The following is a 26,047-nucleotide window of genomic DNA, read 5'->3' as shown; positions in this document are numbered from 1 at the left end:
CCGAACCCGATGAAGTTGCCACCGCTCTGGAAACAGGGACTCGCATGGCTTGCCGTGCTGGCCCCCCTGTTCTTCCTGTCGTACGGCCTGGCCAACCAGATGGCGGCAGCGCGCCCGGCCGTGCCCAGCATCGTGTTCGAGTGGGAGCAGCACATCCCGCTGTGGCCATGGACCATCCTGCCCTACTGGTCGATCGACCTGTTCTACGGCCTGTCGCTGCTGGTGTGCCGCACGCCGCTCGAACTGAAGCGGCATGGCCTGCGGCTGCTCACGGCGCAGGTCATCAGCGTCGCCTGCTTCCTGCTGTTCCCTCTCAAGTTCTCGGTGCCTCGGCCTGCGGTGGAGGGCTGGGCGGGCGCACTGTTCGATGCGCTCGCCGGGTTCGATCTGCCCTACAACCAGGCGCCATCGCTGCACATCGTGCTGCTGCTCATCCTCTGGGACTTCTACCGCCAGCGCCTGCATGGCGCCTGGAAGGGCGTGCTCCACGGCTGGAGCGCGCTCATCGCAGTCTCGGTGCTGACGACCTGGCAGCACCACTTCATCGACGTGCCCACCGGGCTGCTCGCCGGGGCGCTGTGCCTGTGGCTGTGGCCACTGGAAGGCGAGCGCCCTCGCTGGCAATGGAGCGATTCGCCGGACCGGCAGCGACTGGCTCTGTACTACGGGCTCGGTGCCCTGGCCTGCGCGCTGCTCGCCGGCCTGGGCCGGCCGTGGTGGTGGTTCTACTGGCCGGCGGCATCGCTCGCACTCGTGGCCATGTGCTATGCGGCGCTGGGCGAGCGCGGGTTCCAGAAGCGCATGAACGGGCGGCACAGCATCGCGGTGCGCCTGCTCTTCCTCCCTTACCGAGTGTGCGCCTGGGTCAACGCGCGGGCGTGGACACTCGGCCTGCCCGGCAGCGCACAAGTGGGCGACCAGGCGGTGTGGCTGGGCCGACTGCCGTTGCCCTGGGATGAGGACCATCGGCGCTTCGGCCGCGTCATCGACGTCACGGCCGAACTCGGCTGTCACCACAAGGGCGCACGCTCGCACGGCTGGCTGGACCTCACCGAGCCGAGCCCCCAGCAGTTGCTCGACGCGGCCCGCGCGGTCGATGAAGCCGCGCGCGAGGGACCGGTGCTCGTGAGTTGCGCGCTCGGGTTCTCACGCAGTTCGGCCGTCGTGGCGACGTGGCTTTGCGTGTTCGGGCATTGCCGCAGCGTGGACGAGGCGGTGGCGGTGTTGCGCCAGGTGAGGCCCCAGGTGGTGATCAAGCCGGGCCTGCTCGCGATCATCGAGCGCACGGTGCACCAGGCGCGGGAGCACGCATGATGGCCGACGAGGCCGATGCGCCGCCCCTCGGGTCGGCGGACCGCGCCGCATGTGCGGTGTGCGCCGACTGGTTGGCGACCGCCACCGTCAGTGCCGTGGCAGCAGGTGCAAGTGCCGCCGCCGCCCTGGCCGGCGTTGCGACCGGCGGGGCGCCGCACCCCCTCCTCCTGCTGCTGCCCTTGTTGCTGGCCGAGCGCTACCTCGCCCTTCGCCTGGCATTGGATGCACGGCTTTTCGCCCGCCTTGCCGACGGAACGCTGCCCGGCCTCGGTGCGCTCGACGCCGGTCTGATGCGCGCACTCGATGTCGACGTCGCCAAGGCCGGCCGACCGCTGGCCGCCCGCATCGCCGGCGCGCGTCGCCTGCATCGATGGCACATGGCCGTGGCGCTGCTCTGCGCCCTGGCGGCGGCCCTCACCTGGATCTGAACGGAATCCCCGGCCCATGACGTCATTGCTCAAACGCGTGCCCGGCCGCATCACCGGCGAGCTCATCATGTTCTGCGCCCGCGCCCTGACGGGGGTGCGGCCCATCTGGCGCGGCAGCCTGCCCACGCCAGCGCGGCGCGTGTACTTCGCGAACCACGGCAGTCACGGCGACTTCGTCCTCATCTGGACCACCCTGCCCGCACCACTGCGGCACGCGACCCGCCCCGTCGCGGGGCAGGACTACTGGCTTGCCTCTGCCCTGCGCCGCTTCATCGGGCGAGATGTGTTCAACGCGCTGCTGATCGATCGCCAGCCGCAGCCCGGGGCGCCCTCCCCGGTGGACCTGATGGCCGATGCGCTGTCGCGCGGTGAATCCCTCATCCTCTTCCCCGAGGGCACCCGCAACACCGGCGAGACGCCGCTGCTGCCCTTCAAGAGCGGGCTCTTCCACCTGGCCCGCCGCTGCCCCGACGTGGAACTCGTGCCGGTGTGGATCGACAACATCCGCCGCGTCATCCCGAAAGGCCAGTGGCTGCCCGTGCCGATGGTGTGCAGCGTGAGCTTCGGCACGCCGGTGGCCCTCGCCGCCGACGAGGACAAGGCCGCCTTCCTGCAACGCGCCGAAGCCGCCGTGCTGGCCCTGCGTCCCCAAGAGAGCATCGCCCCATGAGCTACACGCCTTCCGCCGACGCGCCCTTCCACCAGCAGACGCAGTGGCTCTTCCTTGCCGTGCTCGGCGTGCTTGTCGTGGCGTCCGTCATCGGCGCCATGCTGAAGTGGAAGGTTGCGCGCGGCGAACCGCATGGGGTGATCGACAACCTCAACAGCCGCATCAAGGCGTGGTGGGTGATGGTGCTGCTGGTGAGCCTGTCGTTCGTGTTCGGCAAGAACGGGGTGATCGTGCTGTTCACCTTCATGTCGTTCGCCGCGCTGCGCGAGTACATCACCCTCACCTACACCCGATCCGGCGACCACCTGGCGCTCGCCCTGATGTTCTACGTGGCGTTGCCACTGCAGTACTACCTGATCTGGATCGAGTGGTACGGCCTGTATTCGATCTTCATCCCGGTGCACGTGTTCCTCGTGCTGCCCATCCTCGCCAGCCTCAGCGGCGACACCAACCGCTTCCTCGAACGCACCGCGAAGATGCAGTGGGGCCTGATGATCTGCGTCTTCTGCCTGTCGCACCTGCCGGCCCTTCTCACCCTCGACATTCCCGGCTACGAGGGCCGCAACCTGCTGCTCATCGCCTACCTCATCATGGTGGTGCAGGGCAGCGATGTGCTGCAGTACGTGTGGGGCAAGCTCGTCGGCAAGCGCAAGGTCGCGCCGCAGCTGTCCCCTTCGAAGACGCTGGAGGGCCTGGTGGGCGGCATTGCCTCCGCCACGCTGCTCGGGGCCGGGCTCTACTGGATCACGCCGTTCTCGCCCTGGCAGTCGGCGCTCGTGTCCCTCGCCATTTGCCTGATGGGCTTCCTCGGCGGGCTCGTGATGTCGGCCATCAAGCGGGACCGCGGGGTGAAGGACTGGGGCGCGATGATCGAAGGCCACGGCGGCATGCTGGACCGCCTGGACTCCGTCGTGTTCGCCGCCCCCATGTTCTTTCACGTGGTGCGGTTCTGGTGGGTCCCCTGACGCACCGGGTGCCTTGCCGCGGCCCGGCCATCACGCGCCCGCCACCCCGTCCAGCAGACGGTGGTACGTGAGGAAGACGGCGTCGCGCTCGTAGCCGAGCGACTCGTACAGGCGCTGCGCGATGCGGTTCGTGCCGGCCGTTTCCAGGGTGAGGCGATGGGCCCCTTCGCTCGCGACATGCCGCGTGATGTACGCCATCAGGTGACGCCCATGACCCCGCCCGCGAGCCGCTGTGGACACATACAGGTCCGAGAGGTGGTAGTACGGACGCATCGCCACCGAGCAGGTGGCGGGGTACAGCTGCGCGAAGGCGACCGCGCGGTCAGCATCGTCGCGCAGCAGCAGGATCCGCGACCGCTTGGACACCAGGTTGCCCCTGAGGAAATCGCGGCAGGCCGCCAGGTCGCTCGGCTGTTCGTAGAACACGCGGTAGTCGTTGAACAGCTCGGCGACCCCATCCAGGTGTTCTTCCGTGCAGTGGATGACTTGCATCGCCTCGTCCTTCTCTCGGTCCAGGAAGGCGCCGCATGGCGCCGGGGGCCGGAGGATACCGCTGCGTTCAGCCGCCGTCGCGGGCCTTGTCGTCGAGCGCGCGCAGGTGGGCGAGCTTGTCGGCGATCTTCACCTCGAGCCCGCGCGGCACCGGCTGGTACCAATCGGGCTCGCGCATGCCGTCCGGCAGGTAGGTCTCGCCCGCCGCATAGGCTTCGGGTTCGTCATGGGCATAGCGGTACGCCTTGCCGTGGCCGAGCTCCTTCATCAGCTTGGTCGGTGCATTGCGCAGGTGCACCGGCACCTCGCGGGACTTGTCCTGCTTGATGAAGGCCCGCGCCTTGTTGTAGGCCATATAGCCGGCGTTGCTCTTGGGGGCGATGGCCAGGTAGATCACCGCCTGGGCCAGCGCCAGTTCGCCTTCGGGCGAACCGAGCCGCTCGAAGGTCGAGGCGGCGTCGTTGGCGATCTGCATGGCGCGCGGGTCGGCCAGGCCGATGTCCTCCCAGGCCATGCGCACGATGCGGCGCGACAGGTACTTGGCATCGGCGCCGCCATCGAGCATGCGGGTCAGCCAGTAGAGCGCGGCATCAGGGTGCGAGCCACGCACCGACTTGTGCAGCGCCGAGATCTGGTCGTAGAAGTTGTCGCCGCCCTTGTCGAAACGCCGGGCGTTCAGGGTGAGCGCGTTCTGCAGGAACGGCCCGTCGATCCGCTCGATGCCGGCGGCACGCGCGGCGGTCGCGCTTTGCTCCAGCAGGTTCAGCAGGCGGCGAGCGTCGCCGTCGGCATAGCCGACCAGGGTATCGACCGCGGCGTCGTCGAAGCTGAGGTGCGTGAACACCTTGTCGTGCGCGCGCTGCACCAGCTGGCGCAGTTCGTCGTCCGACAGGCCCTGCAGCACGTAGACCTGGGCCCGCGACAACAGTGCCGAGTTGACCTCGAAGGACGGGTTCTCGGTGGTCGCGCCCACGAAGGTCACGAGGCCGGACTCGACGAACGGCAGCAGGCCGTCCTGCTGGCTCTTGTTGAAGCGGTGGATCTCGTCGACGAACAGGATGGTCTTCTTGCCGAGCGCGAGGTTGTGCTCTGCCCGTTCCATCGAGGCGCGGATGTCCTTCACGCCCGAGAACACGGCCGAGAGCGCGATGAACTCGTAGCCGAAGGCGCTCGCGGTGAGGCGCGCGAGCGTGGTCTTGCCCACGCCCGGCGGGCCCCAGAGGATCATCGAATGCGGCTTGCCGGATTCGAACGCCAGCCGCAGCGGACGGCCCGGGCCGATCAGGTGCGTCTGGCCGATGACCTCGTCCAGGCTGGTCGGGCGCAGCGCCTCGGCCAGCGGCGCCGCCGGCGCGGTCTCGAAGAGGTCGGCGGCCATGCCGGCGTCACTGCTCCAGGATGTCGGCCCCGGGCGGGGGCGTGAAGCGGAAGCGCTCCGGGTCGACCGGCACGTTGGTCTGCAGGTCGGAGAAGACGAGCGCCGATCGCTGACCGAAGCTGTCGACGATCTCGACCGCGGTCAGTTGCTTGCCCTTGAAGCCGATCTCGATCGACTGGAACTGACCGTCCTTGCTCTTGGGCAGCGCCTGCACCCAGGACAGGCCGTCGCGATCAGGCCGTGCCTTGAGGTCGAAGTCGCGCTCGAGGCTGCCGCCCGCAAGCAGGGCCGCCGGCGTGGCGCCGATGGCGTCCGACATCTTGCGCGAGCTCGCCTGGTTCAGGTCGTTGTCGTAGATCCAGACCTTCTGTCCGTCGGCCACGATGGCTTGCTCGAACGGCTTGGTGTACGCGAAGCGGAAACGGTTGGGGCGCTGGAATTCGAACTGGCCGCTCGAGTTCTTCTTCTTGGCACCATCGGGCGAGGTGACCGTCTGCGAGAAGGCGGCACGACCGGACTTCGCGTCGCGCACGAACTCGCGCAGGGTGTCGACCGCGTCGGCGTGGGCGAGCGACGCCACCAGCAGCAGGCTGGCGGCACCGAAGGTCTTGAGGGGCATCAGGGTCATGTGGGAGGGCGGGCGGCGTTCATTCGTCCCGCTTGGGGACGATGAGGTCGCGGTTGCCGTTGGTGGCCATGCTGGTTACGAGCCCGGATTTCTCCATTTGTTCCAGCAAGCGGGCGGCACGGTTGTAGCCGATGCGCAGGTGGCGCTGGACCAGCGAGATGGACGCGCGGCGGTGCTGCAGCACGACGGCCACGGCCTGGTCGTACATGGCGTCGCCTTCGCCGCCCCCCTCGCCCACCGGCATGTCACCATCAGGGCCGGCGCCGTCGAGCACCCCGCCCTCGAGGATGCCCTCGATGTAGTTGGGCTCGCCCTGCAGCTTGAGGTAGTCGACCACGCGGTGCACTTCCTCGTCGCTGACGAAGGCGCCGTGCACCCGGATGGGCAGGCCGGTGCCGGAGGGCATGTAGAGCATGTCACCCATGCCGAGCAGCGCCTCGGCGCCCATCTGGTCGAGGATGGTCCGGCTGTCGATCTTGCTGCTCACCTGGAAGCTCAGGCGGGTCGGGATGTTGGCCTTGATGAGGCCGGTGATGACGTCCACGCTCGGGCGCTGGGTGGCGAGGATGAGGTGGATGCCGGCCGCGCGGGCCTTCTGGGCCAGGCGGGCGATCAGTTCCTCGATCTTCTTGCCGACGACCATCATCAGGTCGGCCAGCTCGTCGATCACGACCACGATGAACGGCAGTCGGTCGAGCGGTTCGGGCTCCTCGGGCGTGAGGCTGAACGGGTTGGGAATGAGCTCGCCGCGCTCGGTGGCCTCGGCGATCTTCTTGTTGTAGCCCGCGAGGTTGCGCACGCCCATCTTGCTCATGAGCTTGTAGCGCCGCTCCATCTCGCCGACGCACCAGTTGAGCGCGTTGGAGGCCTGCTTCATGTCGGTCACGACCGGAGCCAGCAGGTGAGGGATGCCTTCATAGACGCTCATCTCGAGCATCTTCGGGTCGATCAGGATGAGGCGGACGTCGCGCGCTTCGGCCTTGTACAGCAGGCTCAGGATCATCGCGTTGATGCCGACCGACTTGCCCGAGCCGGTGGTGCCGGCGACCAGGCAGTGCGGCATCTTGGCCAGGTCGGCCACGATGGGGGCGCCCACGATGTCCTTGCCGAGGCCCATGGTGAGCTGGGACGACGCGTCGTTGTAGACCTGCGAACCGAGGATCTCCGACAGCCGGATCATCTGGCGGCGAGCGTTGGGCAGCTCGAGCGCCATGTAGTTCTTGCCCGGGATCACCTCGACCACGCGGATGCTGATGAGGCTGAGCGAACGCGCCAGGTCCTTGGCCAGGCCGACGATCTGCGAACCCTTCACGCCGGTGGCAGGCTCGATCTCGTAGCGGGTGATGACCGGGCCGGGCGAGGCAGCCACCACGCGCACCTCGACGCCGAAGTCCTTGAGCTTCTTCTCGATGAGGCGCGAGGTCATCTCGAGCGTCTCGGGGGTGACGGTCTCGACGCGACCCGGGGCGGCGTCGAGCAGGTCGACCTGGGGGAGCTTGGTGTCGGTGAGCTCGGTGAAGAGGGGCTTTTGGCGCTCCTTCACGACGCGCTCGGACTTGGGCACCTCGATGACCGGGGCCTCGATGACGATCGGGGCGTGCTCCTCGTGGAGCTGGTGCTCGACCTCCACGACGAGTTCACGCTCGCGCAGCGCCTGCTCGCCCAGGCGATGGTCCTCGGCGCGCTCGATGCGCTCGACGCGCTTCTCGCGCAGCGACTCGACCCACACGCCGATGTTCTCGGCCACGTGCAGCCAGGAGAAGCGGAAGGCGAGTGCCACGCCGGCCACGAGGGCGGAAATCCAGAGCACACCCGAGCCCGCGAAACCGAAGAGCTGCATGCTGAGCGGCCCGAGCAGATAGCCCAGCACGCCGCCGGCATGGCCGCCGGGCAGCCGCGACTCCCACTGGTACAGGCGGGTCCACTCGAGCGCGGTGCTGGCGCACAGCAGCAGCGCGACACCCGCCCAGAACCACCAGCGCGGATGGACGGGAGGCGCCTGGTCGGCATGATCGGCGCCGCGCAGCATGCGGGCCAGGGCCCCGAGCCAGGCGCGCAACGCGATCAGCAAGGTCCACCAGACGGAGTAGCCGAGCAGGACGAAGGTGAGGTCGGCGAACCAGGCCCCGAGGGTCCCGACCTTGTTCAGGGGATACGTGTTGCTGCCGGAGGTGGAAAAGGCGGCGTCGCCCGCGTTGTGCGTGGCCAGCGCCAGCAGGGCCAGCAGCCACAGCACGCCGCCGACGATCACGACGAACTGGGTGCGCAATGATGCGACCGTCGCCACGGCGGTGGCGGCGGCCGGTGCGGCCTTGGCCGCCTTGCGCGCCGCACCCTTGGACCCCGAAGCCTTCGACGACGGGGCCGGGTTGCCCCCTTCAGCCTGCAACGAACCGAGCGGAAATGTCATCCGGGGATTGTCGCGTATCTCGGCCGGACCACCTGCAAGCAACTGCAGCCGTCGGCCAGGGGCCTTGGCGCGCAGGCGATCCTTCGAGCCGTCAGCCCGTCAGGCGTTCCTTGATGATGACGGAGCCGTTCTCCTGCGTCTCGACCATGCCCCGGTCTTCCAGGTCCTTCATGACGCGGCTGACCATCTCGCGGGAGGCCCCGACGATCTTGGCCAGGTCCTGGCGAGACACCTTGTTGCGGATGATCTTGTATTCGCCTTCGTCCTCGGCCATGTCGAGGAGCGAGCGGGCGACGCGGCCGTAGACGTCGAGGAGCGCCAGCGACTCGATCTGCCGGTCAGCGCTGCGCAGGCGCTGCACCAGCCCGCGCATGATCGCGTACGAGAGGCTGGAGTTCTCCGGCAGGCAGCGGGCGAACTCCGCGCGCCCGAGGATCAGCATGTCGGTCTGGACCTCGGCCCGCACGGTGGCCGAGTGCGGCTCGTTGTCGATCAGGCTCATCTCGCCCACGTAGTGACCTGGCTGCAGCACGGCGAGGATGACCTCGCGGCCCCGGGAGTCCGAGGTGAGCACCCGGGCCCGGCCGGTCAGCAGGATGAACAGGGCGTTCGACTTCTTGCCATGCTCGACGATGATTTCGCCGCGGCGGAAGCGACGCTTCACCACGCTGTCCGCGATGGCGGAGGCCTGCTCGGTCGTCAGCAGGGAAAACAGCGGCACGCGCCGGATCAGGTCCAGGTTGGACAACATCGCCATCGAGGTCACTCCTTTTTTTGTCTGCTTATCGATCAGGTTATCGGACACAAGCGTGAAAACTTAACGCTCGATTGAATTTTGCTTATTGTCACCATTACTGGAATTGACGCCAGCGGGTTCGGCCCCCATGTCAAACTCCCGCCCGGATTGATTCTGACCCCATCTTCGAAGCACCGCCATGAGCACCACCACGAAGCACGCCCAAGTCCTGATCCTCGGATCAGGCCCCGCCGGGTACACGGCCGCGATCTACGCCGCCCGCGCCAACCTCAAGCCCATGCTCGTGACCGGCATCGCCCAGGGCGGCCAGCTCATGACGACCACCGAGGTGGACAACTGGCCGGCTGACGTCATGGGCGTTCAGGGCCCCGAACTCATGCAGCGCTTCCTGCAGCACGCCGAGCGCTTCAACACCGAGATCGTGTTCGACCACATCAACCAGGTCGACTTCGCCAAGCGTCCGTTCACGCTCAAGGGCGACTCGGGCACCTACACCTGCGACACCCTGATCATCGCCACCGGCGCGAGCGCCAAGTACATCGGCCTGCCGTCCGAAGAGGCCTTCATGGGCCGCGGCGTGAGCGGCTGCGCGACCTGCGACGGCTTCTTCTACCGCGAGCAGGAAGTGTGCGTCGTGGGCGGCGGCAACACGGCCGTCGAAGAAGCGCTGTACCTCTCGAACATCGCCTCCAAGGTGCACCTGATCCACCGGCGCGACAAGTTCCGCGCCGAGGCCATCCTCGTGGACAAGCTCAACGACAAGGTGGCCGCCGGCAAGATGGAACTGCACCTGTGGCAGACGCTCGACGAGGTGCTGGGCGATGCCTCCGGCGTGACCGGCGTGCGCCTGAAGAGCACGCAGGACGGCAACACCCGCGACCTGTCCGTGAAGGGCTGCTTCATCGCCATCGGGCACCAGCCCAACACGGACATCTTCAAGGGCCAGATCGAGATGAAGGACGGCTACATCGTCACGCGCACCGGTCTCGACGGCTTTGCCACCATGACGAGCGTGCCGGGCGTCTTCGCGGCCGGCGACGTCCAGGACCACATCTACCGCCAAGCCATCACCAGCGCCGGCACGGGCTGCATGGCCGCGCTCGACGCCCAGCGATTCCTCGAGCAGGCCGGCACGGTTTGAACGATTGTGCAAGCGGGCTTGGCTCGGCCTTGAAAAGCAGTCTATAATCAGCGTCTTTGCCGAAAACGGTTCGGATGTTGCGGCTCAGCCAAGGGTGTCAAATCCCCGGGCCGAGCCGATCGGCCCGACCTTCGAAGGGCGCCCACCAAGTGATCGACGCGCGGTTCAGCACCGCGGCATCAGCCACTTGCTCTAGGCGCTACGCCTGAAACGAGATACACACGGAGAAGCGTCATGGCACGCGTCTGTCAAGTCACGGGTAAGCGCCCGATGGTGGGAAACAACGTTTCCCACGCCAACAACAAGACCAAGCGTCGTTTCCTGCCGAACCTGCACTACCGCCGGTTCTGGCTCGAGACCGAGAACCGTTGGGTGCGCCTGCGTATTTCCAACGCAGCGCTGCGCCTGATCGACAAGGTGGGCATCGACCAGGTCGTCGCCGACCTGCGTGCTCGCGGCGAACTCTGAACTAGGAGCTGATCATGGCAAAAGGTGGACGCGAAAAAATCAAGCTCGAGTCGTCGGCAGGCACGGGTCACTTCTACACGACCGACAAGAACAAGAAGACGACGCCCGAGAAGATCGAGATCATGAAGTTCGATCCGAAGGCTCGCAAGCACGTGATGTACAAGGAAACGAAGCTGCGCTAATCCGCGGTCTCATGATTCCGAAAAGCCCGCCCGGCGCAAGCCCGGCGGGTTTTTTGTTGTCTGGCTTGGTTGCCCGCATGGGGAGTGCGCCGTCGTCAGCCGGGCGGCCGGCTGCCACATGCACGCGCCGGGCGTCGAGTGCCCGCGCAAACACCGTGAAACAGCCGGGCACGCCGGCATCGCGTATCGTCTCTCCTCCGCACACCAACGATAGAGGGGAGGCCGAGCTTGACTGAACAGACGCTGACGCTCCTCGGGGCCGTGCTGGTCGCCGGCACCTGGATTCCGGTGATGCGCGTCAAGCGCTGGTGGGTTCGGATCTTCGATTTTCCGCGGCTGCAGATTGCCGCCGGCCTGGCCCTGCTCCTGCTCGCCCATGCGGCATGGGTGCCAGCGGGCCCCGGCGGCTGGCTGCTGCGCGGGATGATGGTGCTGAGCCTGGCCGTGCAAGTGCGGCGCATGCTGCCCTACACGCGGCTCGCGCCGCTACAGGTCCAACTCAGCGAGCGCCCCACCGAGGGCAACACCGTGCGCCTGCTCTTCGCCAACGTGCTGCAGACGAACCGCCATGCCGACGGCCTGCTGGCCCTGGTGCGCGAGGCGGACCCGGATGTGGTGCTGGCCCTCGAGACCGACGCCTGGTGGGACGGCGCGCTCAAGCCGCTGGCCAAGACGCACCCGCACTGCGTGTTGCAGCCGCAGGAGAACACCTACGGCATGCTGCTCTACTCACGCTTGCCGCTCATCGAGCCGCAGCTGTCCTTCCTCGTGGAGGACGACGTGCCGTCCATCCACACCCGCCTGCGCCTCCCGTCCGGGTTGGAGGTGCGCCTGCATTGCCTGCACCCTCGCCCGCCCGCCCCGGCCGAGTCCGACAGTTCGGGGCCGCGCGACGCCGAGCTGGTGGTCGTCGGCAAGACCATCAAGGCCGAACCCGGGCCCTCCATCGTCATGGGCGACATGAACGACGTGGCGTGGTCGCACACCAGTGACCTGTTCCGGGACATCAGCGGGCTGCTCGATCCGCGCATGGGCCGCGGCTTCTTCAACACCTTCAACGCCAAGCACTGGATGGTGCGGTTCCCCCTCGACCACTTCTTTCACTCCAACGACTTCCGCCTGCTGGACTTCAGGCGCCTGGACGCCTTCGGCTCGGACCACTTCCCCGTCTTCATCGCATTGAGCCACGAGCCCGAAGCGGCGGCGGAGCAGGAGGAGCCGCAGGCCACCGGCGACGAACAGCAGGAAGCGCGTGAAAGCGTGGCCGAGCAGCCGGGTGCGACGGAAGGGGATCCCGCCGCAAGGGCCTAAGCGCAGGGGCGGACCTGATAGGCCGCGCGGAAGCCGACTTCGCGCCGTCGGATCAACGAAGAACCATCTCGCGGCCCCGCGCGCGGTCACGCAGATCAGACCGCTGCGGCTGGGTGGCCGGAGACCGCGGACCCCGCGGGTTCTTGACGGGCTGCACGAACGACGACGCTTCACGCGCGCTCCACGCTCCCGTCCGCCGAACAGCGATTTCCAGCGAGGCGACATGCCGCAGACGGGGCCAAGCCAGGACGAACGAGACGGCCACGTTAATCCGCGGCGCCCGGCAGACACCCGTTCCGGCAAAGCGCGCGGCGTCACCCCCATGAAAAACGCCCGCGCGGGGCGGGCGTTCAACAAGGGGCCGAGGCCTCTCAGGCGTGGACCGCCTTCAGCTTGAGCGAAAACTCCTGCAGGGCGGCGATGCCGCTCTCCTCGGCCTTGCGGCACCAGGCTTGCAGGTCGACCACGAGCTGCTCGGCGGACACGTTGGTACGGGTCCAGAGCTGGCGCAGTTCCTCGCGCATGGTGACCAGCTTCTCGAGCGCCGGGTTCTGTGCGATGGCGCTGGCCACGTGGGCCTTGAGGTGCGCGGGGATGCGCTCCTCGTCGCGGTGCAGCCAGCGCTTGGCCATCTCCATGTTGGCCAGGGCCGACGCGCTGGCGGAGCCTTCGGACTTCAGGCGCTTGATCTCCGCGGCGCAGGCCGAACGCAGGTTGCCCGCGTACTTGGCCATGACCTCGTAGCGGTTGGCGATGATGGCCTCGAGCGTCTGGGAATCGGCCACGGGCTTGATGGCACCGGTGCGCAGCACGGGCGCCGTCTTGCGCACCTTGGCCAGGCCCACCATCTCCATGGCCCGGATGTAGCCCCAGGCGAGGTCGAACTCGTAGGGCTTGATCGAGAACTTGGCCGACGTCGGGTAGGTGTGGTGATTGTTGTGCAGTTCTTCGCCACCGATGATCACGCCCCAGGGCGAGATGTTGGTGCTGCCGTCCGGCGCCTCGAAGTTGCGGTAGCCCCACCAGTGCGCAAGACCGTTGATGATGCCGGCAGCGGTGACGGGAATCCACGCCATCTGGACGGCCCAGACGGTCAGGCCCAGGGCGCCGAAGAGGGCCACGTCGATGATGAGCATCAGGCCGACGCCCTGCCAGGTGAAGCGGCTGTAGACGTTGCGCTCCATCCAGTCGTCGGGCGTGCCGAGGCCGTACTTGTCCTTCGTAGCCTGCACCTTGGCTTCGGCCCGGTAGAGCTCGGCGCCCTGCAGCAGCACGGTCTTGATGCCGTGGGCGTGGGGGCTGTGCGGGTCTTCCGCGGTTTCGCACTTGGCGTGGTGCTTGCGGTGGATGGAGACCCATTCCTTGGTCACCTGGCCCGTGGCCAGCCACAGCCAGAAGCGGAAGAAATGCGCCGGGATCGGGTGCAGGTCGAGCGACCGGTGCGCCTGCGAGCGGTGCAGGAAGATCGTGACGGACGCGATGGTGATGTGGGTGAGCACGAGCGTGATCAGCACGACCTGCCACCATGTGGTCTGGATCAGGCCATGGGCCAGCCAGTCCACCATTGCGTCCTTCAGGGTCAACAATTCATTCATCAAAAAGCCTTCAAACCGCCCAACCAGGGAGGGGTGGGTCATTGTAAGTGACCGGAAGCAGCCGGATCGGCGGAAAAACAATGGGTTTCCACCGGCCCGGCGCCCAGGCCGCTCACGATTGGAGCGCTTCTCGTGCGGTTGGTTCGACCCTTTTCACGGCTTTTCAGCGCCGTTGCCAGACGGCGGCGAAGAAGGCGTCGGTGCCGTGCTGGTGCGGCCACAGGCGCAGGTACGGGCCACGGACCAGCGACTCCGGGCTGCCCACGTGCGCCTTTTCCAGCGCCTCGGCCACCGGGATCGGGGTGAAGGTCTGCGGGTTGGCGGCGGTGAATGCGTCCGCGATGCCCTCGTTCTCCGCTTCCAGCAGGCTGCAGGTGGCATAGACCAGGCGCCCGCCCGGCTTGAGCAGGCGGGCGGCGCTCGCCAGGATGGCGGCCTGCTTGACCTTCAGTTCCTCGACCGACTGCGGCGACTGCCGCCACTTCATGTCGGGGTTGCGGCGCAACGTCCCGAGGCCCGAACACGGGGCGTCGACCAGCACGCGGTCGATCTTGCCGGTGAGCCGCTTGATGCGTTCATCCCGCTCGTGCGCGATCTGGATGGGGTACACGTTCGACAGGCCGCTCCGCGCAAGCCGCGGCTTCAGGGCCGCCAGCCGGTGGCCCGAGGTGTCGAAGGCGTAGAGACGGCCGGTATTGCGCATGGCTGCCCCGAGCGCGAGGGTCTTGCCACCGGCGCCGGCGCAGAAGTCGACCACCATCTCGCCGCGCTTGGCGTCGGTGAGGAGGGCCAGCAGCTGGCTGCCTTCGTCCTGCACCTCCACTTCACCGCGGGTGAAGGCGTCGACCTTGTTCAGGGCCGGCTTGCCCTGCACGCGCAGGCCCCAGGGGGAGTAAGGCGTGATCGCGGCGTCGATGCCACCGGCGGCCAGGGCCGCCTGAACATCCTCCCGCCGGGCCTTGAAGGTGTTCACCCGAAGGTCCAGGGGCGCCGGGCGGTTCATCGCCTCCACGAGGGGCCAGAACGACTCGCCCAGGGCGGCCTCCAGCGGCTCGGCAAGCCACTCCGGCAGGTTGTGCCGCAACTTGGCCGGGAGCGCCGAGCGGTCGACCGCCTTCACCTGCTCGAGCCAGTGCTGCTCGGCCTCGGTCAGGGCGGCGCGCAGGAAGCCCTCGTTGCCGTTCCAGGCCAGCAGCACGAGGCGGCGCTCCATCTCACCCTTGCCCGACTGGGCCAGGTGCTGATAGAGAAGCCGCTGGCGCAGCACGTCGTACGTGGTCTCGGCAAGCGTGTGGCGCTCACGGGAGCCCAGGGCGCGGTGGGTACGGAAGAAGTCGGAGACCACGCGGTCGGCGGGGGCCTGGAACTGGAGCACCTGGTGCAGCAGATCGGTGGCGAGTTCGAGCAAGGCGTTCGGGTGCATGGGCCCGATTATCCTTGCACCCATGAAAGACAAAGAATCGAAGGCCCCTCCCGCCACGCCGACCGGCCGCTACCGACACTACAAGGGCGGCGAATACGAGGTGTTCGGGGTGGCTCGCCACAGCGAGACCGAAGAGCCGCTGGTGATCTACCGGCCTCTCTACGACGAGAGCGGCTGGTGGGTTCGGCCCCACGGCATGTTCTTCGAGGACGTGCTGGTCGACGGCGTGCTGCGCCCGCGCTTCGAGCGGATCGCCGCACCGGGCTGAGCCCGGACCAGTCAGCCGGCGAACAGCTGCGAGGCGCCCCCACGGTGGGTGACCACGCCGGTGGCGTCGACCTCGAGCGCGTCCTCGACCAGCCAGCGCACCGCCTGGGGATACATCTGGTGCTCGCGTGCCAGCACGCGCGCCGACAGTGTGGCCTCGCTGTCACCTTGAAGCACCGGCACGATGGCCTGGGCGATGATGGGCCCATGGTCGAGTTCGGCCGTGACGAAGTGCACCGTGGCGCCCGCCACCTTGCAGCCGGCCTCGATGGCCCGGCGATGCGTGTGCAGCCCGGTGAAGGCCGGCAGCAGCGAGGGGTGCACGTTCACCAGGCGGCCGGCGAATCGCCGCACGAATCCGGGGGTCAGGATGCGCATGAAGCCGGCCAGCACCACCACGTCGGGGGCATGGGCGTCGATGGCCTGCGCCAGGGCCGCGTCGAACGCATCGCGGTCGGTGAACCCCTTGTGGTCGATCACGTCGGTCGCGATGCCGCGTGCAGCCGCGTAGGCCAGCCCTGCCGCATCCGGCCGATTGCTCAGCACGGCCGCCACCCGGGCGGGCCACCCTTCGGCGACGCAGGCCTGCACGATGGCCTCCATGTTGGAGCCACGGCCGGAAATCAGGATCACGATGCGTTTCATCGGCCGGCAGTGTAGCGGGCCGGTCCGTACAATCCGTCCTCCGCCCGCCCACCCTGCCCTCCGTCCTGCGATTGCTGATCGCCCCAAGGCCATGACTGAACGCGTTCTCACCGGCATCACCACGACCGGCACCCCGCACCTCGGCAACTACGTCGGCGCCATCCGCCCGGCCATCGCCGCCAGCCGGGCACCCGGTGTCGACAGCTTCTTCTTCATGGCGGACTACCACGCGCTGATCAAGTGCGACGACCCCGACCGCGTCGCCCGCTCGACGCTCGAGATCGCGGCAACCTTCCTGGCCGCGGGCCTGGACACCCAGCGCGTGACGTTCTTCCGCCAGAGCGACATTCCGGAGACGCCCGAGCTCACCTGGTTGCTGACCTGCGTCACCGCCAAGGGCCAGATGAACCGGGCCCACGCCTACAAGGCCGCCACAGATGCCAACCTGGCCGCCGGCGAGGACATCGACGCCAACATCACGATGGGCCTGTACAGCTACCCCATCCTGATGGCCGCCGACATCCTGCTGTTCAACGCCCATCGCGTGCCGGTCGGCAAGGACCAGGTGCAGCACATCGAGATGGCGCGCGACGTGGCGCAACGCTTCAATCACCTCTATGGCCGGGGCCGCGACCTGTTCGTGCTGCCGCAGGCGGAGGTGGAGGAAGACGTCGCCACGCTGCCCGGGCTCGATGGCCGCAAGATGTCGAAGAGCTATGACAACACGGTGCCGCTGTTCGAGGGCGGACCGAAGGCCCTGCGCGACGCGATCGCCCGCATCGTGACCGACTCGCGCCTGCCCGGTGAGCCGAAGGACCCGGACAGCACCAGCCTCGTGACCATCCACGACGCCTTCGCCACGCCCGCGCAACGAGAGGCGTTCCGCCAGGCGCTGGTGCAGGGGCTCGGCTGGGGTGAGGCCAAGCAGCGCACGGTGGACTTGATCGAATCCCACATCGGTCCGATGCGCGCGGCCTACGACGAGCTGATTGCGCATCCGGAACGAGTGGAGGCAGCGCTTCAGGAGGGTGCCCGCAAGGCCCGGACAATCGCGCGTCCGCTGCTGGATGAACTGCGCCATGCAGTGGGGTTGCGGCCCATGGTGGCGGCCGCACGGCCGGCCGACAAGGCGGTGCGCACTGCGGCCGCTCGCCTGCCCGAGTTCAAGCAGTACCGCGAGACCGACGGCCGCTTCTTCTTCAAGCTGACCGATGCGGACGGTGCCGAACTGCTGCTGAGCGAAGGCCTGGCGGAGGGACGTGCCGCGGGTGCCTGGGTGAAGCGCCTCAAGACCGAAGGCGCCGCCGCGCTGGCCGACGCGCCCGTGCGCTTGCTGGCCGACCGCGCGGCGGTGGAGTCGGCGCTCGCCGCGCTGGTATCCGCCGAGGCGTGAGACCTGTGGAGGTGCGCGTGGCCGGCATCCACATCACCGACATCGAAGCCGCCATCAACTGGTGGCGCGCCCGCTCGCCGTCGGACGATGGCGTCATCGCCTGCCCCGAGGTGCTGGCCCTGGCGGAGGTCTACGCGCTTCTCGTGTACCGGCACGAGGCCGAGTGCGACGAAGACACCCTCCCCGACCGCGCGCGCGACGCCTGGCTCGCGTGGTACGCCAGCACCCCGGACGCGCCGTGCATCGCCATCTGCTCGACGAGCCAGGGCGACGACATCTGCAAGGGCTGTGGCCGCACCTTCGACGAGGTGCAGCACTGGACGGTCATGACGCCCGCCGAGAAGCGGGCCACCTGGCGGCGCATCACCTTCGAGGGCACGGCCTGGCGCTTCAACCGCTACGCCGAACGCGCACTCGAAGACAGCCCACCGCCCGGCGCGCGAGAGCAAGCCGCGTGACGGTTTCCTTGCGCGACAGCGCGGCCCGCATCCTGCCGCTGGCCTGGCCCGTGCTGGTGGGCCAACTGGCGGTGCTCGCCTTCGGCACGGTCGACACCGTGCTCGTGGCGCGCGCGTCCGCCCTTGACCTGGCGGCCCTCGCCATCGGCGCGGCCGCCTACGTCTCGGTCTTCATCGGCCTGATGGGCGTGGTGCTGGCCATCGGCCCCATCGCAGGCCAGCTCTTCGGCGCCCGCCAGCTGCATGACGCGGGCCTGCAGCTTCGGCAGGCGTGCTGGCTGGCGCTTGCCCTGTCAGTGGCCGGGTGCGCGCTGCTCCTTTTTCCGGAACCCTTCCTCGCACTCTCGCAGGCCTCGCCCGAAGTGAGCGACAAGGTGCGCGGCTATCTCGCGGCGCTCGCGTTCGCGCTGCCCCCGGCGTTGCTGTTCACCGCCTTCCGTGGCTTCAACACCTCGGTGTCGCGGCCCAAGATCGTGATGACCGTGCAGTTGCTCGGCCTGGCGTTGAAGGTGCCGTTGAGCGCGGCGCTCGTCTTCGGCGTCTCCGCCGGTGGCCTCGAGCTGCCGGCACTGGGGGCGCTGGGCTGCGGCATCGCGACAGCGGTGGTGATGTGGGGCCAGCTGGCGGTGGCGCTGTGGATCGTCCGGCGTGATGCATTCTACGCGCCCTTCGGCCTGCATGCGGGCGGTCTCGGCCGGCCCGACGCGCCGAGCCTGCGGGCCTTGCTTCGCCTTGGCGTGCCGATGGGCGCCTCCGTGCTGATCGAGGTGACCGGCTTCACCTTCATGGCCTTCTTCGTCGCACGCATGGGCGCCACGCCGGTGGCAGGTCACCAGCTCGCCGCCAACCTGACGGCCATGCTGTTCATGGTGCCGCTCTCGCTCGGCAATGCGACCGCCACGCTGGTGGCGCAACGCATCGGGGCGGCCGACCGGCCGGACGCCCGCCGGCTCGGCTGGCACGGCCTGCAGATCGCGCTGCTCATCGGCACGCTGCTCGGCAGCGCGGTCTACCTGGGCCGTGAAGGCGTGCTCGGCCTCTACACCAGCGACCCGGCGATCATCGCGGCGGCCATGCCGCTGCTGGCCTGGGTGGCGTTCTTCCACATTGCCGACGCGGGCCAGGCGGTCACCTCGTTCGTGCTGCGCGCGCACCGCATCACGACCGTGCCTCTGCTCATCTTCGCCTTCGCCATCTGGGGCGTCGGGCTGGGCGGCGGCTACGTGGTGGCCTTCGACACACTCGGGTGGAGCCCGCCGGCGCTGGTCGGTGCACGCGGCTTCTGGGCGGCGGCGACCGTGGGCCTCGCCATCGCCGCGCTCGGCCTGGCGGCCTTCCTCCAGTGGGTGCAGCGGCAGCAGCGAGCCGACGAGGCTGCCCGCTGATCCAGCCGGCTCACGGTCAGCCCGCTGAGGGCAGCGAGATCTCGAAGCAGCAGCCGCCCCCCTCGCGCGGCAGGCACCGGACCACACCGCCGTGCCCGGTGGCGATCTGCTTGACCAGGCTCAGCCCCAGGCCCACGCCCCCGGCCTGCTCGGCATGGCCGGGCAAGCGATAGAAGGGCTCGAAGATGCGGCTGCGCTGGTCGGGTGGCACACCGGGGCCGCGGTCGCAGACCTGCACCACGGCCCGGCCGTCGCGCCCGTGCACCGAGACGCTGATGTCGTCGCCGCCGTAGCGGCGGGCGTTCTCAAGGAGATTGCGCAAGGCCCGACGCAGCAGGCGCTCGTCGCCGAGCACCGTGACGGGCTCCCCGGCCGCAGCGGCCTCGACCCGGGCCGCCTCTTCCGCGGCCAGCGCCAGCAGGTCCACCGGCTCGCGCTGGCCCATCTCCGGCGCGGCGTCGAGCCGGCTCGCCAGCAGCACTTCTTCCACCAGGCTGTCGAGCTCGGCCACGTTGGTGCCGATCTCGCGCTTGAGCTGTTCACGTCGGGCAGGCGGAGCGTCGTCCAGCATGGACACGGCCATCTTCATGCGCGCCAGCGGCGACCGCAGTTCATGACTGGCATTGGCCAGCAGGGACCGATGGGATGCCACCAGCGCCTCGATGCGCCCCGCGGCCTGGTTGAAACTGGCCGCCACGGCCGCCACCTCGTCGCGGCCCGACACCTCCACGCGGTGATGCAGGTCGCCGGCGCCGAAGCGTTCCACGCCCTGCTGCAGGGCCTTCAGCCGACGGGTGAGCCGGCGCACCGCCGGCCAGGCGCCCGCCGCCACGGCCACGAAGAGCAGCACCAGCACGACCACGAGGCCACCCACGCGACGGCCGAGCGCCTCCTCGGCCCAGGGCCAGGGTCCGGGCGGAGACATCGGTCCGGCACCGTCGCGCTCGAAGCGCGGCCCGGGCGGAGGGCGATTGCGCAAGGCAGGCCGCAGCACCCACAACGTGCGGCCGTCCTCGAGCCGGATGGCCAGGCGGTGGTCCGGGCGGTGGTCGTTCTGCCGGCGCTCGAAGGACTCGGAGGTCGCGATGCGCCTGCCGTCGGCATGGTCCAGGGCGAGCGGCACGCGCAGGCGGTGCGACCAGGCGCGCAACGCCGCCGCCTGCACTTCGTCGGGTTCGTCGTTGCCCGGCAGGGAGCGCTGAAGCAGGTCGGCCCAGGCCTCCATCCGCTCGGACATCAGCTTGCCGGCCTGGACGCGCTCCTCTTCGATGTGCCGCTGGAACAGCCACGCCGAACCGAAGGCGAACAGCAGCAACATCGCGACGACGGTGAGATAGATGCGCAGCGTCAGGGTGTTCATGGAAGAGTCAGCCGCCCACACGCCTAGGCGTCCTGCTTCTTGGCGAAGACATAGCCGGCCCCGCGAACCGTCAGCACGCGGCGGGGGTTCTTGGGATCGTCCTCGATGAGCGCGCGGATGCGCGAGATGTGCACGTCGATGGAGCGATCGAAGGCGTCCATGGGTTGGCCCTTGAGCGAGTCCATGATCTGGTCCCTCGACAGCACGCGGCCGGGGCTCTGGGCCATCACCACGAGCAGGTCGAACTGGTGGCTGGTGAGGTCGCACGGCTTGCCATCGACGCGGGCCGTGCGGGCGCCGAGATCGATCTCCAGTCGACCGAAGCGCAGCACCTCGTCGTCCGTGGGCGCAGGCGAGGCGCGCCGCAGCAGGGCTTTCACGCGGGCCAGCAGTTCCCTTGGCTCGAACGGTTTGGGCAGGTAGTCGTCGGCGCCCATCTCGAGCCCGACGATGCGGTCCATCGGTTCGCCGCGCGCCGTCAGCATGAGCAGCGGCAGGTGGCGGGTGCGGGGCGCGCTGCGCAGCTCGCGGCAGAGGTCGAGGCCGTCCCCGTCCGGCAGCATGAGGTCGAGCACGAGCGCATCGAAGCTGCCGTCGGCGACCTGCTGCCGGCCGGCCGCAAGCGAGCCCGCCACGACCACCTCGTGCCCGGCCCCGCGCAGGTAGTCGGCCACCATGCCGGAGAGGCGCGCGTCATCGTCGATCAGGAGCAGTCGGGTCGTCATGGGTAGGACGTGAAAAAGCCCCGCAGCGGATGGGCTGCAGGGCGGTTGGACCGTGGGAAAGGGTCAATCAGAACACATCCCGGCCGCCGTCAATCGACGGCCGAAGCGCCGGGGAGCGCACGCTGTCCGCGCTCACCACCATGGCCGCCCCGCATGTGGTCACGCATGTGGCCGCGGCGCTTCTCGAAACGCTCGGCCAGCTTCTTGCGCTGCTCGGGCGTGAGCACCTTGGCGGCCTCGACCATGGCCTGGGACATGCGCTTGCTGACGGCGTCGTGGTGCGCGGACATCTGCTGGCGCAGTGACTCCACGGCCGCTTCATCGACGGTGGGCGCGGTGAACAGCGCACGGGCCTTCTCATGCAGCGTGCGGCCCGCTTCGGCCTGGCTGCGCACATCGCGCGCGGCCGCCTGGGCGATCTGCCGGATCTGCGTGCGCTGCGCCTCGGTCGCGTCCAGCCCCTTGAGCATCCGATCGACCATGCGGTCGATGCGTTCAGGCTGCGCGCCCATGAACATACCGGGGCCGCCACCCATCGGGCCCCCATGGTCGCCATGGCGGCCGCCGTGGGCCCAGCCCACTGCCGCTGTCGTGGCCAGCGCCACGGCCAGCAGGCCGCCGGCCCAGCGCTTCATCGTCCTCGATTTGCTTGTCGATTCCATCTTCGTCTCCTTGAACGTGGGCCGATCGCCCATGGACTCATGCTCGGGCCGCGAGGTGAACCCGCTGTGCCCGCACCGTAAAGATCTGTGAACCGGATCACGGGTTCCATGACTCAAGTTCCGAGGCCCGTGGCCGATAAAGATCGAACAACGGAATCGCGCCTTTGCCGGACGCGAGGAACACTGGGGCCGACATGCTTTCCGAGACCCGCCGTCTCCCGCACCTGCTCACGCACCTGATCGACTCGGACGGGCACACCACCGCCCAGCTCGATGGCTCGACGCTGTCCAGCCATTTCCAGCCCATCTACAGCCTGTCGCATGCACGGGTCGTCGGCCACGAGGCATTGCTCCGGGCGTCCGACTCCCTCGGCCGCCCCATGGCGCCACCCGATGTGTTCGCCGCCTGCCGCAATGCCGCGGACCTAGCGCTGCTCGACAGCCTGAGCCGGGTGGTGCACATGCGCAACTTCGTCCGCCAGCAGCCGCATGCGCAGTGGCTGTTCCTCAACATCCATCCGGCCGTGTTCCAGCGCCTGGCCATGCGCCCGGATGGCGGCGCCCAGTACCTGCGCGAGGTTTCCGCCGCACTCGGACTGCCGGGCGAAGGCATGGTGCTCGAAGTGCTGGAGACCGATGCGTCGGACTTGCATGCGATGGAGGCGGCGATGGCGACCGCGCGTCGCCACGGTTGCCTGATCGCGATCGACGACTTCGGCGCCGGCCACTCCAATTTCGACCGCGTCTGGCGGCTGCAGCCCGACATTGTCAAGCTGGACCGCAGCCTCGTCGCACGCGCCGCCCGGGACCGTCGCACCCAGCGCGTGGTCTCGCAGATGGTGTCGCTGCTGCACGAATGTGGCGCGATGGTGTTGATGGAAGGCGTCGAAACGCGCGACGAGGCGCTGGTGGCGATGGAGGCCGACGCCGACATGGTCCAGGGCTACCACTTCGGTCGGCCACAGCCCGCGCTCGTGCCGGACGGCCACTCGCCCGAGACCATCACCAGCCTCTACGAGGGCCTCGGCCAAAGGCGCAACACGCGCCGCGAGGCATACCGCAACCTGATGGCGCCCTACCAGCAGGCCGTGGCTCACGCCGCATCCCAGCTGCGACAGGGTGCGGCCCTCGATGTGGCCTGCAGCAGCTTCCTGGCACTGCCGGGCGTGGAAACGGCCTACCTCCTCGACGGGGAGGGGTACCAGATCGGCGAGGAAGTGTGGCCCGCCGTGACGAGCGCGGTGGCGCGCCCGGGGTACGAACCCTTGAGTCTCGGGGAAGGCGCCTGCTGGGCGCGTCGCCCGTACTTCCGTCGGGCCACCGAAGCGCTGGATACGGTGCAGACCACGCGGCCCTATCGCACGCTCCATGGCAACCACAGCTGCGTGACGGTGTCCTGCGCCTTCATGCAGGACGCCGGGCAAGGCCCGCAGTTGCGGGTGGTCTGCGGCGACATCGTCTGGGACGAGACCGCGGTGAGCCAGGGCCGCATCGCATGACGAACGCCCACACGCCCTGGACGTCCGCGGCCGCCGCTGCGCCACGCGGCGCGCCCGCTCCCGCGGTCGCCGAGGACGACGCGGCGCGGCACAGGGCCGATCTGGCTGCCCAGCGTCGGTCGCAGTGGCTGCGCGACACCCGGGTGGTCGCCGTCAGCTACGGCCTGAACGGGCTGTGCCTGGCCCTGTTCGCGGCGATCGGCACGGTGCACTGGTCGGCTCCGTTGCTCTACACCGTGCCCGGCTGGCTGGTCTGCCTGCTGGCAACGCGACTGATCGCACGGGGCCGGAGCATCTGGCGCGACCCGAGCCTGTCGATGCTGCACTCCGTGGCCGGCATGGTGATCTGCCTGATGGGCATGGGCCTGTACCCCGAGGTGGGCTTCTTCCACGTGCTGGTGCTGTTCACGATCTTCGTGGGCGCGACATACCGCATGCCGCGCGACAAGACGAACCTTGCCTGGCTGGTGGTCAGCGCCGGCATCGCCGTCGCGATGCTGAGCGGGGATCGCCGCCTGCAGGTGCCCCATGCCACTGCCCTGGAACAGGCACTGGCCGGCCTGTGCTTCGCCGCGACGCTGGCCCGCTGCCTGCTGCTGAGCGTGTTGAACCTGCGCAACAACCTGCTGCTGCGCGAGCGCGGCGAGCAGATGGCCGAGGCCCTCGCCGAGATCGAGCGGCTGGCCAACGGTGACGAGCTCACCGGCCTGCCGAACCGGCGGAGCATGCTCTGCAGCCTGGACGACGAGATGGCTCGGGCCGCACGCGAACACACGCCGGTCTGCATCGCCCTGCTCGACATCGACCACTTCAAGCGGATCAACGACGTGCACGGGCACGCCGTGGGCGACGACGCACTGCGCCGCTTCGCGCAAGTCGTGCAGGGGCACCTGCGCGCGACCGACCGATTCGGCCGGCATGGCGGCGAGGAGTTCCTGTGGCTCATGCCGCACACCGCCCCTGCGGAAGCGGAACTGGCCGTGGCCCGACTTCGAGAGGGCGTGGCTGCGGCGGACTGGGACGCCGTGGCGGCCGGCCTGCGCCTGAGCTTCTCGGCGGGCATCGCCGACCTTCGCCCCGACGAGGGGCCCGAACAACTGCTGAGCCGCGCCGACCGCGCACTCTATGGAGCCAAGGATGCCGGGCGCGACTGCCACCATCTCGGTTGACCCGGCGGGTACCGCCGCGCCGGCGTCGACGCCGGCACAACGCCAGGCGACCCTCATCCGCCATGCGTTGAACAACGTGCGCATCATCTCGGCCTGCTACCTCATCAATGGGGCCCTGCTGATGGCCTTCGTGGCGGCCGGCACGGTGCACTGGGTGCCGGTGGCCGCGTTCACCGCCATGGGCCTGCTCGTCGGAGCATTCTGGACGCTCGTGTTCCAGCGGGGCTGGAGCCTTGCGTTCGACGACCCGCACCTGCCGATGTCCATGTCGTTCAGCCATCAGGTGCTGCAGCTCGTGGGCATGCTGTTGATGCCGAAGCTCAGCTTCGTCTTCCTGCTGTTGCTGTTCCTCGTGTTCATCTCGCTCGCCATGCGGGTGAGCCGGCGGCAGGCCACCACCGCTTTCGTGGTGATCTGCGTCGGTGGCGCCCTGGCGTTGTCGCTCACTGGCGAGCCGGTGCGCGTCCCGGACCGCACGCCGATGGAGCAATGGCTCGCATGGGGATTCGTCTCCCTGACCCTGTGGCAGTGCATCTGGCTGGGCAGCTACAACAGTGCGATGACGGCCCGCCTGAAACAGCGACGGCGGGAGCTGGCGGGGCTGACGCGGCGGGTGCACCACCTTGCGCATCACGATGAACTCACCGGGCTGCTCAACCGGCGCAGCGTGCTGTCCATCGTCGCGGACGAGCAGCGACGCAGCGATCGCACGGGCGCGCCACTCACCGTCGCCCTCCTCGACCTCGATCACTTCAAGTCCATCAACGACTCGCTGGGCCATGCCGCGGGCGACCGCACCCTGCGCGTCTTCGCCTCGACGGTGCAGCAACTCGTGCGCGCGACGGACCGGTTCGGGCGCTATGGGGGCGAGGAGTTCCTGGCCATCCTGACCGGCACGCACGCCGAGTCCGCGCGCATTCCGATCGAGCGCTTCCGTGAGGTCCTCAAGGCGCGCGGCTGGGACGACGTCGCGATTGACCTCGACGTCACCTTCTCCTGTGGGCTCGCGGAGTACCGCGCCGGTGAGAGCACGGAAGACCTGATCAAGCGGGCCGACGGCGCCCTGTACCAGGCGAAGGCCGCCGGCCGCAACTGCACCCGCGTGGCCTGACCGTCGCGCGAGACCTTCGTTTCCCCGCGGGCCAACCCTTGCCCGAAGTTCCCGTGCTGTAGGACGGCGCCCGTCGCCCATTGCGCGCACGTCCGATGGGACGGCGATGCGTCGCTGCCGATACTGCAGCGAGACCGGCGCGCGGACGTGGTCCGCGGCCTCCGGGCCCGGGATCGCGGCTTGCCGGCCTGCCAGCAACCGTGACGGAAGG

General features: G+C 68.8%; 26 protein-coding genes. 15 read left to right on the top strand and 11 right to left on the bottom strand.

The annotated features are described in order from the left end of the window. The first annotated feature begins 9 nt into the window (after positions 1-9). The 4 genes from ACSQ2F_RS02545 to ACSQ2F_RS02530 are packed head-to-tail and all read left to right on the top strand — an operon-like array spanning position 10 to position 3,377. Entirely contained in the window at positions 10-1,314 is a 1,305-nt protein-coding gene (locus ACSQ2F_RS02545) for a phosphatase PAP2/dual specificity phosphatase family protein (protein ID WP_436019450.1), read from the top strand. Next, entirely contained in the window at positions 1,311-1,742 is a 432-nt protein-coding gene (locus ACSQ2F_RS02540) for a hypothetical protein (RefSeq protein ID WP_436019448.1), read from the top strand. Before ACSQ2F_RS02545 ends, ACSQ2F_RS02540 begins: the two co-directional genes overlap by 4 nt. A gap of 16 nt (positions 1,743-1,758) precedes the next feature. Next, positions 1,759-2,412: a lysophospholipid acyltransferase family protein gene (locus tag ACSQ2F_RS02535; protein ID WP_436019446.1), complete on the top strand. Its 654-nt coding sequence runs from the start codon at positions 1,759-1,761 to the stop codon at positions 2,410-2,412. After that, positions 2,409-3,377 (top strand): phosphatidate cytidylyltransferase, encoded by a 969-nt coding sequence (locus tag ACSQ2F_RS02530; protein ID WP_436019444.1) that lies wholly within the window; start codon positions 2,409-2,411, stop codon positions 3,375-3,377. Before ACSQ2F_RS02535 ends, ACSQ2F_RS02530 begins: the two co-directional genes overlap by 4 nt. 30 nt (positions 3,378-3,407) lie before the next feature. Here the strand turns inward: ACSQ2F_RS02530 and ACSQ2F_RS02525 are convergent, their stop codons facing one another. From ACSQ2F_RS02525 to ACSQ2F_RS02505, 5 genes are all read right to left on the bottom strand, one after another. Beyond that, positions 3,408-3,869 (bottom strand): N-acetyltransferase family protein, encoded by a 462-nt coding sequence (locus ACSQ2F_RS02525; protein WP_436019442.1) that lies wholly within the window; start codon positions 3,867-3,869, stop codon positions 3,408-3,410. A gap of 67 nt (positions 3,870-3,936) precedes the next feature. Then, the gene (locus ACSQ2F_RS02520; protein WP_436019440.1) at positions 3,937-5,247 is read right to left on the bottom strand and encodes a replication-associated recombination protein A; all 1,311 of its coding nucleotides are present in this window, start codon (positions 5,245-5,247) and stop codon (positions 3,937-3,939) included. Positions 5,248-5,254: 7 nt separating this feature from the next. Beyond that, positions 5,255-5,875 (bottom strand): outer membrane lipoprotein chaperone LolA, encoded by a 621-nt coding sequence (gene lolA, locus ACSQ2F_RS02515; protein ID WP_436019438.1) that lies wholly within the window; start codon positions 5,873-5,875, stop codon positions 5,255-5,257. Positions 5,876-5,894: 19 nt separating this feature from the next. Continuing rightward, positions 5,895-8,285 (bottom strand): DNA translocase FtsK, encoded by a 2,391-nt coding sequence (locus ACSQ2F_RS02510; protein WP_436019436.1) that lies wholly within the window; start codon positions 8,283-8,285, stop codon positions 5,895-5,897. Between the two features lie 91 nt (positions 8,286-8,376). Next, a complete protein-coding gene (locus ACSQ2F_RS02505) occupies positions 8,377-9,042 on the bottom strand; it encodes a Crp/Fnr family transcriptional regulator (protein ID WP_436019434.1) in 666 nt (221 codons plus the stop codon). Between the two features lie 178 nt (positions 9,043-9,220). Between ACSQ2F_RS02505 and trxB the strand changes: the two genes are divergently transcribed. From trxB to ACSQ2F_RS02485, 4 genes are all read left to right on the top strand, one after another. Further along, positions 9,221-10,183 carry a thioredoxin-disulfide reductase gene (trxB, locus tag ACSQ2F_RS02500; protein ID WP_436019432.1) on the top strand — a complete coding sequence of 321 codons (963 nt, stop codon included), beginning with the start codon at positions 9,221-9,223 and terminating at the stop codon, positions 10,181-10,183. Between the two features lie 234 nt (positions 10,184-10,417). Beyond that, on the top strand, positions 10,418-10,651 hold the full coding sequence (gene rpmB, locus ACSQ2F_RS02495; protein WP_436019430.1) for a 50S ribosomal protein L28: 234 nt from the start codon (positions 10,418-10,420) through the stop codon (positions 10,649-10,651). A gap of 14 nt (positions 10,652-10,665) precedes the next feature. Then, positions 10,666-10,833: a 50S ribosomal protein L33 gene (rpmG, locus tag ACSQ2F_RS02490; RefSeq protein WP_056664409.1), complete on the top strand. Its 168-nt coding sequence runs from the start codon at positions 10,666-10,668 to the stop codon at positions 10,831-10,833. A 228-nt stretch (positions 10,834-11,061) separates the two neighbouring features. Beyond that, positions 11,062-12,144 (top strand): endonuclease/exonuclease/phosphatase family protein, encoded by a 1,083-nt coding sequence (locus tag ACSQ2F_RS02485; protein ID WP_436019428.1) that lies wholly within the window; start codon positions 11,062-11,064, stop codon positions 12,142-12,144. A 371-nt stretch (positions 12,145-12,515) separates the two neighbouring features. Here the strand turns inward: ACSQ2F_RS02485 and ACSQ2F_RS02480 are convergent, their stop codons facing one another. Both ACSQ2F_RS02480 and ACSQ2F_RS02475 read right to left on the bottom strand, forming a co-directional pair. Continuing rightward, complete coding sequence (locus tag ACSQ2F_RS02480; RefSeq protein WP_436019426.1) at positions 12,516-13,739, bottom strand: DesA family fatty acid desaturase; 1,224 nt, start codon at positions 13,737-13,739, stop codon at positions 12,516-12,518. Between the two features lie 163 nt (positions 13,740-13,902). Continuing rightward, the gene (locus ACSQ2F_RS02475) at positions 13,903-15,162 is read right to left on the bottom strand and encodes an RsmB/NOP family class I SAM-dependent RNA methyltransferase (RefSeq protein WP_436019424.1); all 1,260 of its coding nucleotides are present in this window, start codon (positions 15,160-15,162) and stop codon (positions 13,903-13,905) included. Positions 15,163-15,184: 22 nt separating this feature from the next. Between ACSQ2F_RS02475 and ACSQ2F_RS02470 the strand changes: the two genes are divergently transcribed. Beyond that, positions 15,185-15,430, top strand: coding sequence for a DUF1653 domain-containing protein (locus tag ACSQ2F_RS02470; protein WP_436019422.1), 246 nt, complete (start codon positions 15,185-15,187; stop codon positions 15,428-15,430). Between the two features lie 11 nt (positions 15,431-15,441). Here ACSQ2F_RS02470 and purN read toward each other — a convergent pair whose 3' ends face one another. After that, entirely contained in the window at positions 15,442-16,074 is a 633-nt protein-coding gene (purN, locus tag ACSQ2F_RS02465; RefSeq protein ID WP_436019420.1) for a phosphoribosylglycinamide formyltransferase, read from the bottom strand. A 91-nt stretch (positions 16,075-16,165) separates the two neighbouring features. On the opposite strand from purN, the gene ACSQ2F_RS02460 reads away from it, so the two are divergent. From ACSQ2F_RS02460 to ACSQ2F_RS02450, 3 genes are read left to right on the top strand one after another with little or no spacing between them, the layout of a single operon-like run. After that, positions 16,166-17,467: a tryptophan--tRNA ligase gene (locus tag ACSQ2F_RS02460; RefSeq protein WP_436019418.1), complete on the top strand. Its 1,302-nt coding sequence runs from the start codon at positions 16,166-16,168 to the stop codon at positions 17,465-17,467. A 17-nt stretch (positions 17,468-17,484) separates the two neighbouring features. After that, on the top strand, positions 17,485-17,925 hold the full coding sequence (locus ACSQ2F_RS02455; protein ID WP_436019416.1) for a DUF3717 domain-containing protein: 441 nt from the start codon (positions 17,485-17,487) through the stop codon (positions 17,923-17,925). Then, the gene (locus ACSQ2F_RS02450) at positions 17,922-19,310 is read left to right on the top strand and encodes an MATE family efflux transporter (RefSeq protein ID WP_436019414.1); all 1,389 of its coding nucleotides are present in this window, start codon (positions 17,922-17,924) and stop codon (positions 19,308-19,310) included. The genes ACSQ2F_RS02455 and ACSQ2F_RS02450 overlap by 4 nt, the downstream gene beginning before the upstream one ends. A 16-nt stretch (positions 19,311-19,326) precedes the next feature. Here the strand turns inward: ACSQ2F_RS02450 and ACSQ2F_RS02445 are convergent, their stop codons facing one another. The 3 genes from ACSQ2F_RS02445 to ACSQ2F_RS02435 form a co-directional block, all read right to left on the bottom strand. Continuing rightward, complete coding sequence (locus ACSQ2F_RS02445) at positions 19,327-20,670, bottom strand: HAMP domain-containing sensor histidine kinase (protein ID WP_436019412.1); 1,344 nt, start codon at positions 20,668-20,670, stop codon at positions 19,327-19,329. Positions 20,671-20,693: 23 nt separating this feature from the next. After that, positions 20,694-21,395, bottom strand: coding sequence for a winged helix-turn-helix domain-containing protein (locus ACSQ2F_RS02440; protein WP_436019410.1), 702 nt, complete (start codon positions 21,393-21,395; stop codon positions 20,694-20,696). Between the two features lie 89 nt (positions 21,396-21,484). Then, positions 21,485-22,057, bottom strand: coding sequence for a Spy/CpxP family protein refolding chaperone (locus ACSQ2F_RS02435; RefSeq protein WP_436019408.1), 573 nt, complete (start codon positions 22,055-22,057; stop codon positions 21,485-21,487). 194 nt (positions 22,058-22,251) lie between these two features. Between ACSQ2F_RS02435 and ACSQ2F_RS02430 the strand changes: the two genes are divergently transcribed. The 3 genes from ACSQ2F_RS02430 to ACSQ2F_RS02420 are packed head-to-tail and all read left to right on the top strand — an operon-like array spanning position 22,252 to position 25,836. Beyond that, on the top strand, positions 22,252-23,556 hold the full coding sequence (locus ACSQ2F_RS02430) for an EAL domain-containing protein (protein ID WP_436019407.1): 1,305 nt from the start codon (positions 22,252-22,254) through the stop codon (positions 23,554-23,556). Continuing rightward, a complete protein-coding gene (locus tag ACSQ2F_RS02425) occupies positions 23,553-24,725 on the top strand; it encodes a GGDEF domain-containing protein (protein WP_436019405.1) in 1,173 nt (390 codons plus the stop codon). Before ACSQ2F_RS02430 ends, ACSQ2F_RS02425 begins: the two co-directional genes overlap by 4 nt. After that, positions 24,694-25,836 carry a GGDEF domain-containing protein gene (locus tag ACSQ2F_RS02420; RefSeq protein ID WP_436019403.1) on the top strand — a complete coding sequence of 381 codons (1,143 nt, stop codon included), beginning with the start codon at positions 24,694-24,696 and terminating at the stop codon, positions 25,834-25,836. The genes ACSQ2F_RS02425 and ACSQ2F_RS02420 overlap by 32 nt, the downstream gene beginning before the upstream one ends. Positions 25,837-26,047 lie beyond the last annotated feature (211 nt).

The organism is Rhizobacter sp. LjRoot28 (assembly GCF_964253025.1).
Taxonomy (GTDB): domain Bacteria; phylum Pseudomonadota; class Gammaproteobacteria; order Burkholderiales; family Burkholderiaceae_C; genus Rhizobacter.
The sequence above is the reverse complement of the archived record's forward strand: the minus strand, read 5'-3'. Positions and strand labels throughout refer to the sequence as shown.